Consider the following 16,019-nt stretch of genomic DNA (forward strand, 5'->3'; position numbering starts at 1 on the left):
CAGCGACCGAATCGATCCGAGGAAATGACATACATGATCGACCGTAAGAATTCGGCTCGGCTGGCCGGTGTGGTCGGCGCGGCCGCCGTGGCGCTCGGACTGCTGTCCACCGGCGCCGCCAACGCCGACACCTTCGTGCCGCTGCCCGGCGGCGAGATCGTCAAGACGCTGGCCGACGGCACCGTCGTCACCGTGCGCCTGGTCGGCGAGTCGGCCAACATCAACCCGTCGATGGGCTCCACCCCGGTGCACCGCAACGTCTGGGTCTCCGGCAGCGCGCAGGTCGAGGTGTCCGGTGACAACGCCAAGGGCGGCAAGATCTACCCGGGCTACGTCGTCGGCTGCCAGGTCAACATCGACGGCGGCGGCGTCGAAGGTGGCGTCGAGGGTGAATCCAGCTGGGACGGCGAGGATGTCAACGTCGGCGCCAGCAGCGGCGCCGAGCTGAGCCTCGGCCCCGGCCAGGCCAAGTCGTTCTACCTGCTCGATCTCGAGAAGGCCGACGACTACGGCAACGAGGATCACTCCACCAACAACAAGTTCAAGGGCAAGACCGGCTCGGTGACCTGGGCCGACTCCACGATCGGCCTCAGCGGCTGCGGCGGCTACGCCCAGGCGCGCGCGTTCGTGAAGGTGAAGGTCGAGACCGAGAACGTGAATTCGGTGGTCACGCTGTGGGGTCAGCCGTTCAGCATCGGCTGATGCCCTGACAGGGGACACGAAGGCCCGGCGCATCGCGCGCCGGGCCTTCGTCTGTGTTCGGGGCTGGTTCGGTCACCGGAATCGGGTGCTGCGACGGCATCCGGATCCGCGGCCGCGTGCGGGCGGTGTCCTCCTCCGAACCGGCGCCGTTGCGTACCGACTCGATCCCGGTGACCAGTGGTGTCGCGGCCCCTCATCGGGCCCCGGCACCGGTCGAGAATCGCAAGTGTTCATTGCATCGGATCAGGGCGCTTGTTTGCGATCGCATGACGATCCACGGGCAGGGCCGGGATGGTCAGCACGAAACGCGCGCCACCGCCGGGCCGTTCGGCACACCACAGGCTGCCGTGATGCCCGGCGACGGTCTCGGCCACCAGAGCCAGCCCGATCCCGGTGCCCGCGGTGGTGCGCGAGGCGGTGACGAAGCGGTCGAAGATCCGCTCCCGGTCCGCGGGCGGGACGCCGGGGCCCGCGTCGTCGACCAGGATCCGGCAGTCCGGGCCGTCCCGCTCGACCCGGACCCCGACCAGACCGCCGCCGTGACGTTCGGCGTTGTCGAGCAGATTCACCAGGGCGCGTTCGAGTTCCATCCGCCGTCCGCGCACCATGACCTCGGTGCCGACCTCGAGCAGCTCGGGTGCGGCGCCGCGCCCGGCGAGCAGGTGGGCGAGCAGGTCCGCCGGTGCCAGCGGAGCCGGATCGGAGCGGTGGATGCCTGCCTCGGCGCGGGCCAGCGCGAGCATGTCGTCGAGCAGCCTGCGCAGATAGGTCGTCTCCTCGATCAGCAGATCCAGTGCGGCGCGCGGCCGTTCGGAGAGTTCGTCGCGGTGCCCGGCCAGCACCGTCGCGGTGGTGGTGAGGGTGGTCAGCGGGGTGCGCAGCTCGTGGCTGAGATCCGAGACCAGCCTGCGTTCGTGCTCGATGCGGCGTTGCAGCGAATCGACCATGGCGTTGAACGAGTCGACGGTGGTCGAGAGGTCCTGGTCGGTGGTGCGCGGCAGTCGTTGCTCGTGTTCGCCCGAGGCGATCCGCGATGCGGTGCGCGCGACCTGACGCAGCGGGCTCAGCGCGTGCTGGGCGGCCCAGGCACCCAGCGCGGCGGCCACGGCCACCGCGACGACGGCGCAGGCGAGCACGATGGTCCGCATCACCCGCATGGTCGAGACCAGTTCCTGCATCGGCGCGAACTCGTAGAGCACGGCGTGTTCGTCGATCTGCGCGCCGGTCCGCAGATAGGGCTGACCGCCCAGGCGCACCTCGGCCGGCTCCAGTTCGTGCTCGCCGACGGCCTCGGCCAGCGGCGGGGGAGTGACGTCGCTGCCGACGATGGTCCACTCCTCGTCCCAGCGCAGCAGAGCCATGGTGCCGGTGGGCAGGTGCAGGGTCTGCAGCGCCTGCTCACCGGTGACGTGCAGCTTGTCCATGCGCAGCCGCAGCAGTTCGGCGTGCACGCCGGTGGCGCGCTCGACCGTGCGGGTCCGCTGCGATTCCATGTAGCTGGTGCTGATGCCGTACACCGAGCCGGCCAGCACCACCGCGACCAGGCTCGCGCCGAAGACGAACGCGGCCATGACCCGGCCCCGCAGTCCACGGAATCGGGAAGGTAAGCGCAGGCGTGACTCAGGCCTGGACATCGAGTCGGTAGCCGAGCCCGCGCACGGTGACGAGCAGACGCGGGTCGGCGGGATCGCGTTCGATCTTGGTGCGCAGCCGGCGCACGTGCACGTCGACGATGCGTTCGTCACCGAAGAACCCGCGGTCCCAGATCTTGTCGAGCAGTACCTGCCTGCTCAGCACCAGCCCGTCGTTGCCCGCCAGCTCGCACAGCAGCCGGAACTCGGTCAGCGTCAGGTGCAGGTCGGCGCCGCCGAGCTGCACCGAGCCGCGTTCCTGGCACAGCACCAGCTGCCTGCCCGCGTCGAGCACGAGCTCGGTGACCTCGCGCTCGACAGTGTTCCTGGTGCGCCTGCGCAGCGCCCTGATCCGGGCGGTGAGCTCCTTGACCTCGAACGGCTTTGTGACGAAGTCGTCGGCGCCCGCCTCCAGCGCGGCGACCACGTCATGGGTGTCGTCGCGCGCGCTGACCACGATGATCGGCACGTCGTGCTCGCGGCGCACCTCCCGGATACAGGTGTAGCCGTCCATCCCACTGCCCAGCATGAGGTCGACGATCATCACGTCGGGCACGCCGTGCGTCCTGACCTGATCCAGCGCCGTCTCGGCGAGCTCGGCTTCGGCGACGACATACCCTTCGTCTTCCATCGCCAGCCGCAGCGACGTCCGAACCCGGGTGTCGTCCTCCACGATCATCAACTGTGCGCTCATTCATTGCCTCCGATCCCACGGTAGCTGGTCGGTGGCAGGCGGTGCCTAACCGATGGCGAAGCGCAGCAGCGCCTGGCGGTCACCCTGCTTGATCTTGCCCTTGCGGTCGAGGACCTCGAGTTGCCAGACCGGGCCGTTGCGGAACGCGCGCGCGATGGCGTTGGCGTTCTCCGCGCCCAGCAGCGAGGGCCAGATGTCGGCGACGGGCTGGGTGTCGGCGCCGGTGGCGTCGTAGATCTTGAACGAGACGTTGTTGGCCTTCTCGAACGAGGCGCCCTTCTTGAACGCGGCCGCGACGAACACGATGGCGTCGATGGGCGTCGGCACGTCGGCGAAGGTGACGTGCACGGTCTCGTCGTCGCCGGCGGCGGCGCCGGTCTGTTCGTCACCGGAGTGCAGTACCGAGCCGTTGCCGATCGGGTCCAGCGAGTCGAGTCCGGCGAAGCGCACCGGCTCGCCGCCCTGGAGCAGCACCGCGATCAGGTCGAGGTCGACGCCGCGCTTGCGGCGGGCCATGCCGAGCAGGCCGCCGCTGGTACCGGCCGACGGATCCCAGCTCACGCCGACGCTCATCTTGGTGATACCTGCGAGATCGGCTGCGCCGTCTTCTTTTCTGAGAGTGATCACACGACGAGGCTACCGACATTCCGGGCATGCCGTGCGGTGCGGCGTCCTCACCACCAGCCGAGGATCGGTTGCAGCGCGCGCCCCAAGGCCCCTGCGAGAGAACGGGAATAGCTGGCGGTGAGGTGGTGCTCGTCGTGGTAGATGAGGATGTTGCCTTCGGCGACCGTGCAGATCGCCGCCCGGCAGACCGCGTCGCTCAGGTCGATCGGGAAGATGCTGGGGAACCGTGCGGCCGGTTCGAGTTGCGGGTCGACCGGGCTGAGCGCGTCGGTGCGGCGCATCCCGCAGCTCGTGCGGTCGCCACCGGCGGCCAGGCAGTCCGCGGCCGCGTAGCGGACGGTGCCGCGGCGCAGCCACGGGGTGTCGCGCACGGTGATCACATTGAGGCCCTGATCCGAGAGCGCCGACCAGACGTCGAGGTATTCCGCGGGCGTCTCGTCGCCGCCGCTGTCGCGCGGGCGGGTACCGACGGTGAACACCCAGTCGGGCCGGTCGGTGCCGAGCCGGTCGATCACCTCGCGTGACCAGTCGCGGCAGTCCGGGATCGGTTCACCCACGTAGGTGGCGTCTTCGGCGACGGTGAGCGGACAGCCCATCTTCAGATACACCTGGATGCGGAAGGAGTGTTCCTCGGCGAGTACCTGCAGCGCGGGCAGCCAGTGCTCGGCATGGGAGCTGCCTGCCAGCGCGAGGGTGCGCTCGGCCTCGGGATCGCCGTAGGTACAGGTGACCACCTCGCGGGTGTTCCAGTCGGCGATACAGCCGTCGACGGTCGGCGGCGGCAGATCGGTGTGCGCGTCGAAGACGCTGGGGCGCAGGGGCGCCACGGGGACCGCGACACCGGCGGCCAGCGCCTCGGCGCCCGGGTAGCCCGCGAGCTCGAGGCCGGTGGCCGCGGTGGCGGGTTCGGTCCGGACCACGCCGTACTGCCACACCGAGGTGACGGCCAGCATCGCGACCAGCAGCGCGGCCACCGTCACCCCCGCCAGCCGGCGCAGATACACCACCCCGGTCGGCCTGCGCAACGGTTCCTCGATCACCCGGTGGGTCAGCCAGGCCAGGCCCAGCGACATCGCGATCACGCCACCGCCGCCGACCAGGTCGATCTCGGCGTCGCCGCGTTCGGCGAGGAAGAAGATCAGGATCGGCCAGTGCCACAGGTACAGCGGATAGGCGATATCGCCGAGCCAGCGCATCAGCGGATGGGCCAGCAGCCGGTGCGGGCCGGTCCAGTCCGTGGTGGGCACCCGGTTGACCGACAGGATCACCGCCGCGGCCGCGCACACCGGCAGCAGCGCGTACGGTCCGGGAAAACGATTGGCGCCGTCGGCGATCAGCCACCCGCACAGCACCACCCCCGCGACACCGAGCACCGCCGCCGCACCGCGCGCCCAGCGCGGCAGCGACAGCCACGGCGCGAGCACGGCCAGCCCCGCGCCGGCCGCGAGCTCCCAGCCGCGCGCGAGGGTGTCGTAGTAGTTCCAGCCCTGCCGTGTCGCCGCGCCCTCGATGGCGTACCCGAACGACCACACCGCCGCCGCCACCACGACGATCCCGACCAGCGGCCGGATCAGCGCCGGTCGCGACAGTGCCGCGCACCCGCGGGCCACCACCGCGACCACCACCAGCGCCGCGAGATAGAACTGCCCCTGCACCGACATCGACCACAGATGCTGGAGCGGGCTGACCGACGGGTCGGCGGCCAGATAGTCCGCCCAGCTCAGCGCCAGTTCCCAATTCTGGTGGTAGAACAGCGATGCCACGGTCTGCGCCGCGATGTCGGACCACTGCGTGTACGGCAGCAGCAGCGTGCTCGCCACCACGACCGCGGCGAGCACGACCGTCATGGCGGGGACCAGCCGCCGCGCGGTGCGCCGCAGAACCGCCCACTCCCAGGCGGTTTCGTCGCGCTCGGCCCGGCGCAGCAGCAAACCGGTGAAGAAGAAGCCCGACAGCACCAGGAACACGTCGACACCGCCGGAGACCCGGCCCATCCACACATGGAAGACCACCACCAGCGCGATGGCCAGTCCGCGCAGCCCGTCCAGATCGGATCGGTAGGTGCTTGCCGCGAGGGGCGCGGTGGTCGCCGAACCGGATCCGGTGACCGTCACCGCCGCGAATCCGATGCCACGCCCCCGCCGGCGGTAAGTGAATCGGTATTCCCGAGAACGGCGAGCGTGGAAAGCATGACGAATCTCCTACCACGGGCCGAATGCCGGTGTCACATCATCGGCTGCCTGTCACGGCGGCTGCCGGTGACGGTTGCCGCGTTTCCGCTGCTATCGTTGATTTCGACCATCCGGTCGATAATCTCCCGTAGCCCGAAGGAGTGATGGGGTGCCCGAAGTCCGGCGGACGCAGGCGCAGCGGCGGGCCGAGACGAGCAAGGCCCTCATCGACGCGGCCATCGAGACCATCGTCGACAAGGGGTACGCGCAGGTCACCGTGAAGGAGGTCTGCCGGCGGGCCGGGGTGTCCCACGGCGGGCTGTTCGGGCGGTTCCCGACCCTGTTCGATCTGGTTGCCGCCGCGGCGGCCGAGGTCGGCAAGCGGCAGCGGGAGTCCTTCGTCGCCAAGATGAATCAGTTGCCGGATCGGTCCGATCTCACCGAGGTCCTCAGCTTGTGGCGGTCGGCCGCGCGCGATCCGATCAACGCGGTGTGGCTGGAGCTGACCATGGCGGCCCGCACCGATCCCGCGCTGCGGGAGAAACTCGAGGTGGTGCGGCTCGAGTACGCGGCGGCGTTGGTGACCGGCGGGGTGAAAATGCCCTCGGCACGCGGGCTCTCGGTCGAACAGGTGCTGGCGCTCGGCTCGATCGTGGTGTTCTGTTTCGACGGCGACGCCCTGAGCACCGGCGCGTTCCCGCAGCCGGAGCAGGACGCGGCGCGCATGGCGGTGTTCAGCGAGATGGTCGGTCACTACCTCGCCGCGCATCGCGGCCCGGCCTGACCGGCCGGGCTGAGCGGGGCGCCCCCTGCACGCCCCGCTCAGGTATTCATCGGCCGAGCAGTGTGCCCAGGATCGCGGACGCGAAATCCGGGAGGTTGCCGGCGAATTCGGGTTCCAGCGCCGAGGAGGTGATGGTGCGTACCGTGCAACCGGGCCCCTGCACGGGCCCGTCGCCGTCGAGCGCCCGCTCGAGCCACGACAGGATGCCGCCTGCGCCGGTGAGCGCGACCATGCCGTGCGCGCCCATCGGCGTGTCCGGCACCGCGTCCCTGATCTGGGTGATCGAGGCGCCGGCGGCGCAGTATCGGGCGACCAGCGCGTCGACGGCCGGGCCGTTGCTCACTTCGTCGTGCAGACCGTTGAGGACGTACAGCGGCGCGGTCGGTGTCTCGCTGCCGCGCTTGCGGGCGTCCACCTCGCGGCGGATGACCGGGTCGGTCATGATCTGGTCGATCGGCGCGTTCAGCCACTCACTCACCCGCCGGAACCGGGTGCTGCCCACCGTCGTCGCGGTGCAGCTCGTGCGGGCGAGCTCGACGACGGCGCGGCCCGCCGGGGTGAGGTACGGATCGATGTGCTGGGCGAATTCGGGGGAGTCCTTGCTGATCGAGGCGAGCCCGAGCGGGACGAGACCCACCGTCGAGCGCCCGTCGGCGGTGCGGATGGCGGCCTCCAGATCCTGGACCGGCGCACCGATCGCGAAGCCGACCGCGTTCAGCTCCGGCGCGTAGCGCGGCTGCACCTCGGCGGCCCAGCTCGTCGCGACACCGCCACCCGAATAGCCCCAGCCCGCGACCTTCGTCGCCGCGCCGGGCAGTCCCAGCGGTGCGAAGTTCTCGGCCGCGCGAATGCCGTCCAGGACGGTGTAGCCCATGAGTCGCGGGGTCAGGAAGTGGTCGTCGACACCGCCGGGATCGGGCACGCTCACCGCCCAGCCCTTCGACAGCGCGGTGGCCACCAGCGCGGCCTCCGAGGGCACCGTCGACCGGCCCGACTGCTTCGCGGTGTCGAGCAGATCGGTGAGGTTGCCGTGCACCAGCGAGTACGACGGCATGCACTCACGCTGGATCGCGTCGTAGGCGGCCTGGAACGACAGCAGTGGCCGTGGCCGCGCCGGACCCTGCGGCACCAGCACCGTGGTGACGGCGGCGTAGGGATTGCCGTCGCCGTCGGTCGTGCGGTACAGCAGCTGCCAGGCCTGCGCGTCGATCGGGAACTGCTGCAACACCTTCGCCACCACGGGCCTGCTGTCGAGGATCGTCCCCGGCGCACTCGACTCGTACCCGGACGGCGGTGTGTAGAAGTCGTCGGCCACCTCGGCGCCGGCGGGCCCGGCGACCAGTGCGCCCACCGCAACCAGCGTGCTCGCGAGCAATGCGCCCCACCGTCCCCGGCGTCCTGTCCAGCCTCGGCGTTCCATGTATTCCCCACTCTCGTGTCGTGGATTCGGACGCTACGGGAACAGGTTCCCGAAATCAATATTTCGACCGTTCGCAATATTTATTGGTTGATCGGTACCGGGTGGCGCTATGGTCCCGCCGCTGCCTGTTTGTCGGTGTGCGAGGCCATAATTCCCGTACACACCGACAGTGGGGGGCCGTCCATGATCGACGAAACGATCGCACCCGAACGACTCGCCGATTGCCTGGCCGTGGTCGAGGCCGGGCTCGGGCTCGACAGCGCGGCCGTCCGGGGAATCGCGCCGCAGACCGGGGGATTGTTCAACTACCTGCTGCGGGTCGACACAACACAGGGCACTTACTTCTTCAAGCAGTACCTCGACGATGTGCCCAACCCGCTCTATTCCCCGCCGCGGATCCCGGCGGCCGAGCGGGCCGAACTGGCCGGACGGGTCCAGATGCTGGCCGCCGCCTGCTCCACGCAGGAGGTGCCGGAGATCGTGGCCTTCGACCGGCGCCGCTGCGCCTTCCTGATGACGGCCGCGTCCGGCGACGAGCCACTCAACGCCTACCTCGCCCGGGGCGAACAGCCCAGGGCGGTCCTGACCGAACTACCGCGCGCCCTGGCCGGACTGCACCAGTCGACCCACCACCGGTTCCCGCCGGACTCGCTGTTCGCCAACACCGCTTTCCGCGACTTCAAACTGCGCCTGCAATACGACGACATCACCGCCCACCTCACCCCACCCGAAACCGAGCGCGTGCTCGCCTGCCGCCGCGCCTACCAGGCCCGCACCGACTGCGTCACCCACGGCGACCTCAACTCGCGCAATATCCTCGCCACCGACACCGCCCTGGGCATCATCGACTTCGAGCAGTCGCACCTGGGCACCCCGGCCTACGACCTGGCCTACCTCCTCTGCGAACTGCTGATCTCGATGGAGACCGCTGGTGCAGGCGACCGGGTCGCGCGCACGATCGCGGAATTCCTCGATCACTACTGCGCGTATTTCACTGCGGCGAGCCGGGATTCGGTGGAAACGGAGATGACCCAGCACCTGGCAGTGCAGACGCTCTACCGCTTCTGGGGCCCGAGCCGCGCCGCATGGACGAGCTACGTCGACGAGGCCTGCCGCGAGCGGATCATCGCGCGCGCCAGGGCCTTGCTGATGGCGACAGGCCCGGTCACCGCTGTGCTCGCCGACCTCCGGAACTGAACGTTCAGGCGAGCAGCTTGGTCTTCGCCGCGGCGAATTCCGCGTCGGTGAGCGCACCCGCCTGGTGCAGCTGGCTGAGCTTGGTCAACTCGGCGACCACGTCCACGCCGCCGGACTGCGGTGCGGGAGCCGGTGGTGGCGGGGGTGCGTAGGCGGGTGGCTGCTGGGCCATCGTCTGCTGATCGACGTAGGCCTGCTGTTCGGCGGCTCGCCTGCGGGCCCGGTTGTTGACCGCGTTGGACGTGGCCGTGGCCGTGCCCGCGACAACCGCGGTCCTGGCCACGGTGCCGAGCAGTCCCGGTCGCCCGACACGACCCATTCGCAATGGCATGGCAGATCCCTTCCTAGGACTTCGCCGCGGCGAGGGCCGCGTCGACGGCATCGCGCGGGACCTGGACATGCAGGGCCACTTCGCCTTTCGCGCCGTGCACCGCGGCAGTCAGCCTGCGCGCCCAGGTCTCCTCGAAGACCAGCACCACCGCGGTGGTCCCCGGTTCCATCGACGCGCGGACCACCTCGAGGTCGGCGTCGCTGACCAGGTCGATGTCGGCGGCGGTCAGTCCGGTCAGGCCCACCTGGTTCAGGTCGTCGTCGATCTCGAGTTCGGTCACCGCGCCCGCGGCATCCATCGACAGCACGATCAGATCGAGCAGCGTCACCAGGCCGTCGCCGACCACCTGGGCCAGCGCGTCGGTGATCGTCGCGTCGATCGCGGTGCCGGGAAAGGTCAGCGCGAGGAATTCGACCGGCCCGAGCACTGGTGTTGATTCCATGGCCCGATCCTGCGCCGTCCCGGCCCGCCGCGCTTCACCCGAATCGGGTGAACCATACAGGCGCGCTCAGCCGGGGACGGCCGATCTCGGCGCCGATTTCATCCGAAACGGGCGATCCGTCGGGTCGGCGAGGTGGATAACTTCAGCTCATGACTGGCATCGTGGTGGCTCTGGTCGGCGCACTGCTGTGTTTCTACGGCATCCGTTCGGTGCATCTGGGGATCCTGGCGATCGGGTTCGGCCTGGGCTGGCTGATCGCGGACCTGTTCAACGCGTCGCTGTGGTGGCTGCTGCTGATCGGTCTGATCGGGGCGGTGTCGGCGTGGGTGGTGACCTCGCTGATCTTCAAGTTCGCCGCCTATCTCATCGGCGGCCTGACCGGCGCGATGATCGGCGCGAAGCTGGCCACCGTGCTGCAGCCCGGCGACAAGAACTGGGCACTGAGCATGATCGTGGTGCTGGCGATCTGTGTGGCCGGTGCCTTCCTGGCCCAGAAATTCGCCGCCCGCGCGCTGCTGTGGCTCACCTCGATCGGCGGCGCCAGCATGATCCTCAGCGGTGTCGCGCGGATGGGTGATTCGCTGGCCTTCCTGCGCTCGCCCGACCAGGCCTGGGAACAGATCGTCTCGACCCTGGCCTGGATCGGACTGTCGGTTCTCGGCTGGATCACCCAGCGCCACCTGTTCGCCGAGAAACTCGGCATCGAACACCTCGTCGGTGACGACGACGAACCGGAGATCGACCAGCGCAAGCGCAACGGCGGCTGGCCCGGCTGACCACCCGACCCCCGATTTCGCCGTCGTCACCCCGTAGTGCCCCGGTCGGCCGGGGTGTAGGGGATGTTGGCCGCGCGATTCTGGTCCACCCGGATCGCGCGGCCCAGCTGCGGAAACGCGCGCTGCGCGCAGGCGGGACGTTCACAGACCTTGCAGCCTGCGCCGATCGGGACCGCGGTGGACTCGTCGTGGATCGGCAGACCGTGCGAGTAGACGAGTTTCTCGGCATAGGCCAGATCGCAGCCGAGACCGATGGCGAAATCCCTTTTGGGGGAGAGATATCCGGGGGTGCTCTCGTCGGTGGTCCTGGCCAGCCACAGGTATTTGCGGCCGTCGGGCATCTCGGCGATCTGGGTGCGGATCCGGCCGGGCGTGGTGAAGGCCTCGTGCACCACCCACAGCGGGCAGCTGCCGCCGACCCGGGAGAAATGGAACGCGGTGGCGGACTGGCGCTTGGAGATATTGCCCGCGCGGTCGGTGCGGACGAAGAAGAACGGCACCCCACGCTGATTCGGCCGTTGCAGCGTGGACAGCCGATGACAGACGGTCTCGAAACCGACCTCGAACATCGACGACAGCAGGTCGATATCGTAGTGCATGTCCTCGGCCGCATCGCGAAACCTGGTGTAGGGCAAGATCAGCGCACCCGCGAAGTAATTCGCCAGGCCGATCCGCAACAGATCCCGGGAACCACCCGGCATCGACTCCACCGACGCGGTGAGCGCGTCGATGATGTGGGTGTGCGTCAGGAACGCCAGCTGGGTGGCGAGCTGAAAGGCGCGCTGCCCGGGAGAAAGCCTGCGGGCCAAGATGATTCGCCGGGCATCGGGGTCGTAGATCCGTTTGGGGCCGGGATCGGTGGGGTCGTCGGTGCGGATGCCGACGGTGATGCCGTGCTGCTCGTGCAGCAAGCGGGTCAATTGCAGATCGAGTCCGCCGATACTCAGCCCGTTCTCGGTGAACAGCGTTTCGGCGGCCTGGTCGAGCGCGGGAATGTGATTGCGGCGGTCGTAGAAGAAGTCGCGCACGTCCTCGTAGGGCATGGCGGTGCCGGGTTCGGCCGGGCCGGTCTCGAGTTCGGCGGAGAACTGTTCGAGCTGCTGGGTGGCGCCGCGCAGGCGCCGGTGCAGGCCGACCAGCAGCCGGGCCGCGCGGGGCGCCCTGGTCATCAGGTCGTCGAGTTCGGCGGTGGAGACCGCCGCGGCGTCGGGGTCGTCGGCGAAGACGTCCTGTAGGTCGGCCAGCAGCCGCGCGTCGCTGTCGGCGGCGAAGAAACCCATGTCCAGGTCGAAGGTGGCATTGAGCCGCAGCAGCACCTGCACGGTGAGCGGGCGCTGATCGTTCTCGAGCTGATTGACATAACTCACCGATAGCCCGAGCACCTTGGCCATCCCCGATTGGGACAGCCCACGCTGTTCCCGCAGCGTCCGCAGCCGCGCGCCCGCGTACATCTTCTGCATGCCACCAACGTAGCAGCCGCACCTTTCACAACTTACGCAAATTTGCTGGAATTCGTCCACAATATTTGGCATTTGCGGTGTATTTCGCGGTAAACGCGCTGTGTGTAACGTGCGAAACAAGCAGCAGGAATTCACCGCTCCGGGAGGCATTCACCGTGAAGAACCATCTCGTCCGCACCCATCGTTCCGCCGAGGAATTCCCCCGTGCCGAACACCTCGCGTGGCGGATCGCCGAGGTTGCCGCCGACCCGGTCGCGGTGCCCGCCGAGACCGCGGAGATGATCGTCAACCGGATCATCGACAATGCCGCGGTGGCCGCGGCCTCGCTCACCCGGCGCCCGGTGGCGAACGCGCGCGCTCAAGCACTCGCCCACCCCTACGGCCCCGGAGCCGCCGTGTTCGGTGTGCCCGGCCGGTTCTCCCCGGAATGGGCGGCCTTGGCCAATGGCGTCGCGGTGCGGGAACTGGACTTCCACGACACCTTCCTGGCCGCGGAGTACTCGCACCCGGGCGACAACATCCCGTCGATCCTCGCGGTCGCCCAGCACACCGGCCGCGACGGCGCCGACCTGATCCGTGGCCTGGCCACCGGCTACGAGATCCAGGTCGACCTGGTGCGCGCGATCTGCCTGCACGAACACAAGATCGACCACGTCGCCCACCTGGGTCCCTCGGCCGCCGCGGGCATCGGCACCCTGCTCGGCCTCGACACCGAGACCATCTACCAGGCCATCGGCCAGGCCCTGCACACCACCACCGCCACCCGTCAGTCCCGCAAGGGCGAGATCTCCAGCTGGAAGGCCTACGCGCCGGCCTTCGCCGGGAAGATGGCGGTGGAGTCGGTCGACCGCGCGCTGCGTGGCGAGGGTGCGCCGTCGCCGATCTGGGAGGGCGAGGACGGTGTGATCGCCTGGCTGCTCGGCGGCCCGCAGGCGGAGTACTCGGTGCCGTTGCCCGGCCCCGGCGAGGCCAAGCGCGGCATCCTCGACACCTACACCAAGGAACACTCGGCCGAGTACCAGAGCCAGGCACCGATCGACCTGGCCTTCCGCCTGCGCGAGCGGATCGGCGATCTGGACCAGATCGCGACCGTCGTGCTGCACACCAGCCACCACACGCACTACGTGATCGGCACCGGCTCCAACGACCCACAGAAGTTCGACCCCGCGGCCTCGCGCGAGACCCTCGATCACTCGATCATGTATATCTTCGCGGTCGCCCTGCAGGACGGTACCTGGCACCACGAGCGCTCCTACGCCCCCGAGCGGGCCCAGCGTCCCGACACCGTCGCGCTGTGGAACAAGATCTCCACCGCCGAGGACCCGGAGTGGACCCGCCGCTACCACTCCACCGACCCGAACGAGAAAGCTTTCGGCGCCCGCGCCGAAATCACCTTGAAGAGCGGCGAAGTCCTCGTCGACGAGCTGGCTGTCGCCGACGCGCATCCGCTGGGCGCGCGCCCGTTCGCCCGCGACCAGTACATCGCCAAGTTCCGCACCCTGGCCGAGGGCGTGATCGACCCGGCCGAACAGGACCGCTTCCTCGACCTCGCCGAGCGCACCCCCGAGCTCACCGGCGAGGAACTGGGCGGGTTGAACTTCACCGTCTCCGACGAGGTGCTCGCGCGCGCGCCGAAGCTGCCGAAGGGCCTGTTCTGATGACGGGGCTGCTCGCCGCGGCGACCTCGGCCGCCGACAAGCGCATCGTGTTCCGGGCCGGCCTGGCCTCGGACCGGATCCAGCGGATACCGGGCGCGTTCAATCCGCTGGTGGCCAGGCTGATCGAGGAGATCGGCTTCGAGGGCGTCTATGTCTCGGGCGCGGTGGTCTCGGCCGATCTGGCGCTGCCCGATATCGGGCTCACCACGCTGACGGAAGTCACCGAGCGTGGCAGGCAGATCGCGCGGGTCACCGACCTCCCCGTGCTCATCGACGCCGACACCGGATTCGGTGAGCCGATGAGCGCGGCGCGCACGGTCACCTTCCTCGAGGACGCGGGCATCGCGGGTGCCCACTTCGAGGACCAGGTGAATCCGAAGCGCTGCGGCCACCTCGACGGCAAAGCCGTTGTGTCGGTGGCGGAGATGGTGCGGCGGTTGCGCGCGGCGGTCGCGGCACGGCGTGACCCGAACTTCGTGATCTGCGCGCGCACCGACGCCGCCGGAATCGAGGGCATCGACGCGGCGATCGAGCGTGCCAAAGCCTACGCCGAGGCGGGCGCCGACCTGATCTTCACCGAGGCCCTGCACACCCCCGCCGATTTCGAGAAGTTCCGGGCCGCGGTGGACACCCCGCTGCTGGCGAATATGACCGAGTTCGGCAAATCCGAGCTGGTCCCGGCCGCCACGCTGGAGAAGATCGGCTACAACGCCGTCATCTACCCGGTGTCCACCTTGCGGCTGGCCATGTTCGCCGCCGAAGCCGGCCTGCGCGAGATCTTCGCCGAGGGCACCCAGGCCAGTCTGCTGGATCGGATGCAGCACCGGTCCCGGCTCTACGAACTGCTGCAGTACGAGCGCTACAACGAATTCGATTCCGACATCTTCAATTTCGCGTTGCGAAAGGACCAGTGATGACCGACATCGCGGTACCCACCATCTACAAGGGCCTGGCCGGCGTCGTCGTCGACACCACCGCGATCTCGAAGGTGGTCCCGGAAACGAATTCGCTGACCTACCGCGGCTACGCCGTGCAGGACCTGGCCGCGCACTGCTCGTTCGAGGAGGTGGCCTACCTGCTGTGGCGTGGTGAGCTGCCCGGTCACGTCGAGCTGGAACGGTTCTGTCAGCGGGAGCGCGCGTCCCGGCGCGCGGACCGCTCGCTGCTGTCGCTGGTGGCGAAGATGCCCGACAACTGCCATCCGATGGACATCGTCCGCACCGCGATCAGCTACCTCGGCGCCGAAGACCCCGCCGAGGACGACAACTCGGCACCGGCCAACCGCGCCAAGGCATTACGGATGCTGGCCGTGCTGCCGACCATCGTGGCCGCCGACCACCGCCGTCGCCACGGCCTGGACCCGATCGCGCCGCACTCCCATCTGGGGTATGCGGAGAACTTCCTGAACATGTGCTTCGGCGCCGTCCCGTCGCGGGAGCTGGTCAAGGCGTTCGAGGTGTCGCTGATCCTCTACGCCGAGCACAGTTTCAACGCATCCACTTTCGCCGCGCGTGTGGTCACCTCGACCCTGTCCGATATCTACAGTGCGGTGACCGCCGCCATCGGAGCGTTGAAGGGTGCGCTGCACGGCGGGGCCAACGAAGCGGTCATGCACGACATGCTCGAGATCGGCGATCCCGCGCTGGCCGAGGAATGGCTGCGAAAGAAGCTGGCGCACAAGGAAAAAGTGATGGGTTTCGGCCACCGGGTCTACAAGAACGGTGATTCCCGGGTGCCCACGATGAAAAAGGCGTTCCTCGATATCGCCGCCGCGACCGACGGCGATCAGTGGGTGCGGATGTACGAAGAGCTCGAACGCACCATGGACGAGGCCACCGGCATCAAACCGAATCTCGACTTCCCGACCGGCCCCGCCTATTACCTGCTCGGCTTCGATATCGAGGCGTTCACCCCGATCTTCGTGATGAGCCGGATCACCGGCTGGACCGCGCACATCATCGAACAGGGCGAATCCAACGCACTGATCCGGCCCCTGAGCGAATACGTCGGCGTGCCACAGCGCACGGTCGTCGCCTAGCACTACAGCCCGTTCTCGGCGGTCCGCACCACCCGTGCGGGCCGCCGTGCCGTACCCGGCGCACCCTCGCTGACGCCCCGACTCGACA

15 protein-coding genes are annotated in these 16,019 nt (G+C 68.9%); 7 read left to right on the forward strand and 8 right to left on the reverse strand.

Annotated elements, in window-relative coordinates:
• Positions 1 to 33: 33 nt before the first annotated feature.
• Complete coding sequence (locus ACFXK0_RS14980; RefSeq protein WP_379410766.1) at positions 34 to 702, forward strand: MspA family porin; 669 nt, start codon at positions 34 to 36, stop codon at positions 700 to 702.
• Between the two features lie 230 nt (positions 703 to 932).
• On the opposite strand, the gene ACFXK0_RS14985 is transcribed toward ACFXK0_RS14980, so the two are convergent.
• Genes ACFXK0_RS14985 through ACFXK0_RS15000 form a run of 4 tightly spaced genes read right to left on the reverse strand, consistent with a single transcriptional unit; the run spans position 933 to position 5,768 of the window.
• Positions 933 to 2,273: an ATP-binding protein gene (locus ACFXK0_RS14985; RefSeq protein ID WP_379410768.1), complete on the reverse strand. Its 1,341-nt coding sequence runs from the start codon at positions 2,271 to 2,273 to the stop codon at positions 933 to 935.
• 49 nt (positions 2,274 to 2,322) lie between these two features.
• A complete protein-coding gene (locus ACFXK0_RS14990) occupies positions 2,323 to 3,027 on the reverse strand; it encodes a response regulator transcription factor (protein WP_379410769.1) in 705 nt (234 codons plus the stop codon).
• 45 nt (positions 3,028 to 3,072) lie between these two features.
• Positions 3,073 to 3,654 carry a TerD family protein gene (locus tag ACFXK0_RS14995; protein ID WP_379410770.1) on the reverse strand — a complete coding sequence of 194 codons (582 nt, stop codon included), beginning with the start codon at positions 3,652 to 3,654 and terminating at the stop codon, positions 3,073 to 3,075.
• A 47-nt stretch (positions 3,655 to 3,701) separates the two neighbouring features.
• A complete protein-coding gene (locus ACFXK0_RS15000) occupies positions 3,702 to 5,768 on the reverse strand; it encodes an acyltransferase family protein (protein ID WP_379410772.1) in 2,067 nt (688 codons plus the stop codon).
• A gap of 226 nt (positions 5,769 to 5,994) precedes the next feature.
• On the opposite strand from ACFXK0_RS15000, the gene ACFXK0_RS15005 reads away from it, so the two are divergent.
• Positions 5,995 to 6,609: a TetR/AcrR family transcriptional regulator gene (locus ACFXK0_RS15005; RefSeq protein ID WP_379410773.1), complete on the forward strand. Its 615-nt coding sequence runs from the start codon at positions 5,995 to 5,997 to the stop codon at positions 6,607 to 6,609.
• Between the two features lie 46 nt (positions 6,610 to 6,655).
• On the opposite strand, the gene ACFXK0_RS15010 is transcribed toward ACFXK0_RS15005, so the two are convergent.
• A complete protein-coding gene (locus tag ACFXK0_RS15010; protein WP_379410774.1) occupies positions 6,656 to 7,960 on the reverse strand; it encodes a lipase family protein in 1,305 nt (434 codons plus the stop codon).
• Positions 7,961 to 8,212: 252 nt separating this feature from the next.
• Here ACFXK0_RS15010 and ACFXK0_RS15015 point away from each other — a divergent pair, with 252 nt between their 5' ends.
• Positions 8,213 to 9,226, forward strand: a complete 1,014-nt coding sequence (locus ACFXK0_RS15015) for a phosphotransferase family protein (protein ID WP_379410775.1) — start codon at positions 8,213 to 8,215, stop codon at positions 9,224 to 9,226.
• Positions 9,227 to 9,230: 4 nt separating this feature from the next.
• Here the strand turns inward: ACFXK0_RS15015 and ACFXK0_RS15020 are convergent, their stop codons facing one another.
• Both ACFXK0_RS15020 and ACFXK0_RS15025 read right to left on the reverse strand, forming a co-directional pair.
• On the reverse strand, positions 9,231 to 9,557 hold the full coding sequence (locus tag ACFXK0_RS15020) for an SHOCT domain-containing protein (RefSeq protein ID WP_379410776.1): 327 nt from the start codon (positions 9,555 to 9,557) through the stop codon (positions 9,231 to 9,233).
• 13 nt (positions 9,558 to 9,570) lie between these two features.
• Positions 9,571 to 9,999 (reverse strand): DUF6325 family protein, encoded by a 429-nt coding sequence (locus ACFXK0_RS15025; protein ID WP_379410778.1) that lies wholly within the window; start codon positions 9,997 to 9,999, stop codon positions 9,571 to 9,573.
• A gap of 149 nt (positions 10,000 to 10,148) precedes the next feature.
• On the opposite strand from ACFXK0_RS15025, the gene ACFXK0_RS15030 reads away from it, so the two are divergent.
• Positions 10,149 to 10,775, forward strand: coding sequence for a DUF4203 domain-containing protein (locus ACFXK0_RS15030; RefSeq protein ID WP_379410779.1), 627 nt, complete (start codon positions 10,149 to 10,151; stop codon positions 10,773 to 10,775).
• 26 nt (positions 10,776 to 10,801) lie between these two features.
• Here the strand turns inward: ACFXK0_RS15030 and ACFXK0_RS15035 are convergent, their stop codons facing one another.
• Positions 10,802 to 12,235, reverse strand: a complete 1,434-nt coding sequence (locus tag ACFXK0_RS15035; protein WP_379410780.1) for a short-chain fatty acyl-CoA regulator family protein — start codon at positions 12,233 to 12,235, stop codon at positions 10,802 to 10,804.
• Positions 12,236 to 12,390: 155 nt separating this feature from the next.
• Here ACFXK0_RS15035 and prpD point away from each other — a divergent pair, with 155 nt between their 5' ends.
• From prpD to ACFXK0_RS15050, 3 genes are read left to right on the forward strand one after another with little or no spacing between them, the layout of a single operon-like run.
• Complete coding sequence (gene prpD, locus ACFXK0_RS15040) at positions 12,391 to 13,893, forward strand: 2-methylcitrate dehydratase PrpD (protein WP_379410782.1); 1,503 nt, start codon at positions 12,391 to 12,393, stop codon at positions 13,891 to 13,893.
• Positions 13,893 to 14,807, forward strand: a complete 915-nt coding sequence (gene prpB, locus ACFXK0_RS15045; protein WP_379410783.1) for a methylisocitrate lyase — start codon at positions 13,893 to 13,895, stop codon at positions 14,805 to 14,807. Before prpD ends, prpB begins: the two co-directional genes overlap by 1 nt.
• Complete coding sequence (locus ACFXK0_RS15050; protein ID WP_379410785.1) at positions 14,807 to 15,931, forward strand: bifunctional 2-methylcitrate synthase/citrate synthase; 1,125 nt, start codon at positions 14,807 to 14,809, stop codon at positions 15,929 to 15,931. Before prpB ends, ACFXK0_RS15050 begins: the two co-directional genes overlap by 1 nt.
• Positions 15,932 to 16,019: the final 88 nt, after the last annotated feature.

Source organism: Nocardia sp. NPDC059177 (assembly GCF_042755165.1).
Classification (GTDB): domain Bacteria; phylum Actinomycetota; class Actinomycetes; order Mycobacteriales; family Mycobacteriaceae; genus Nocardia.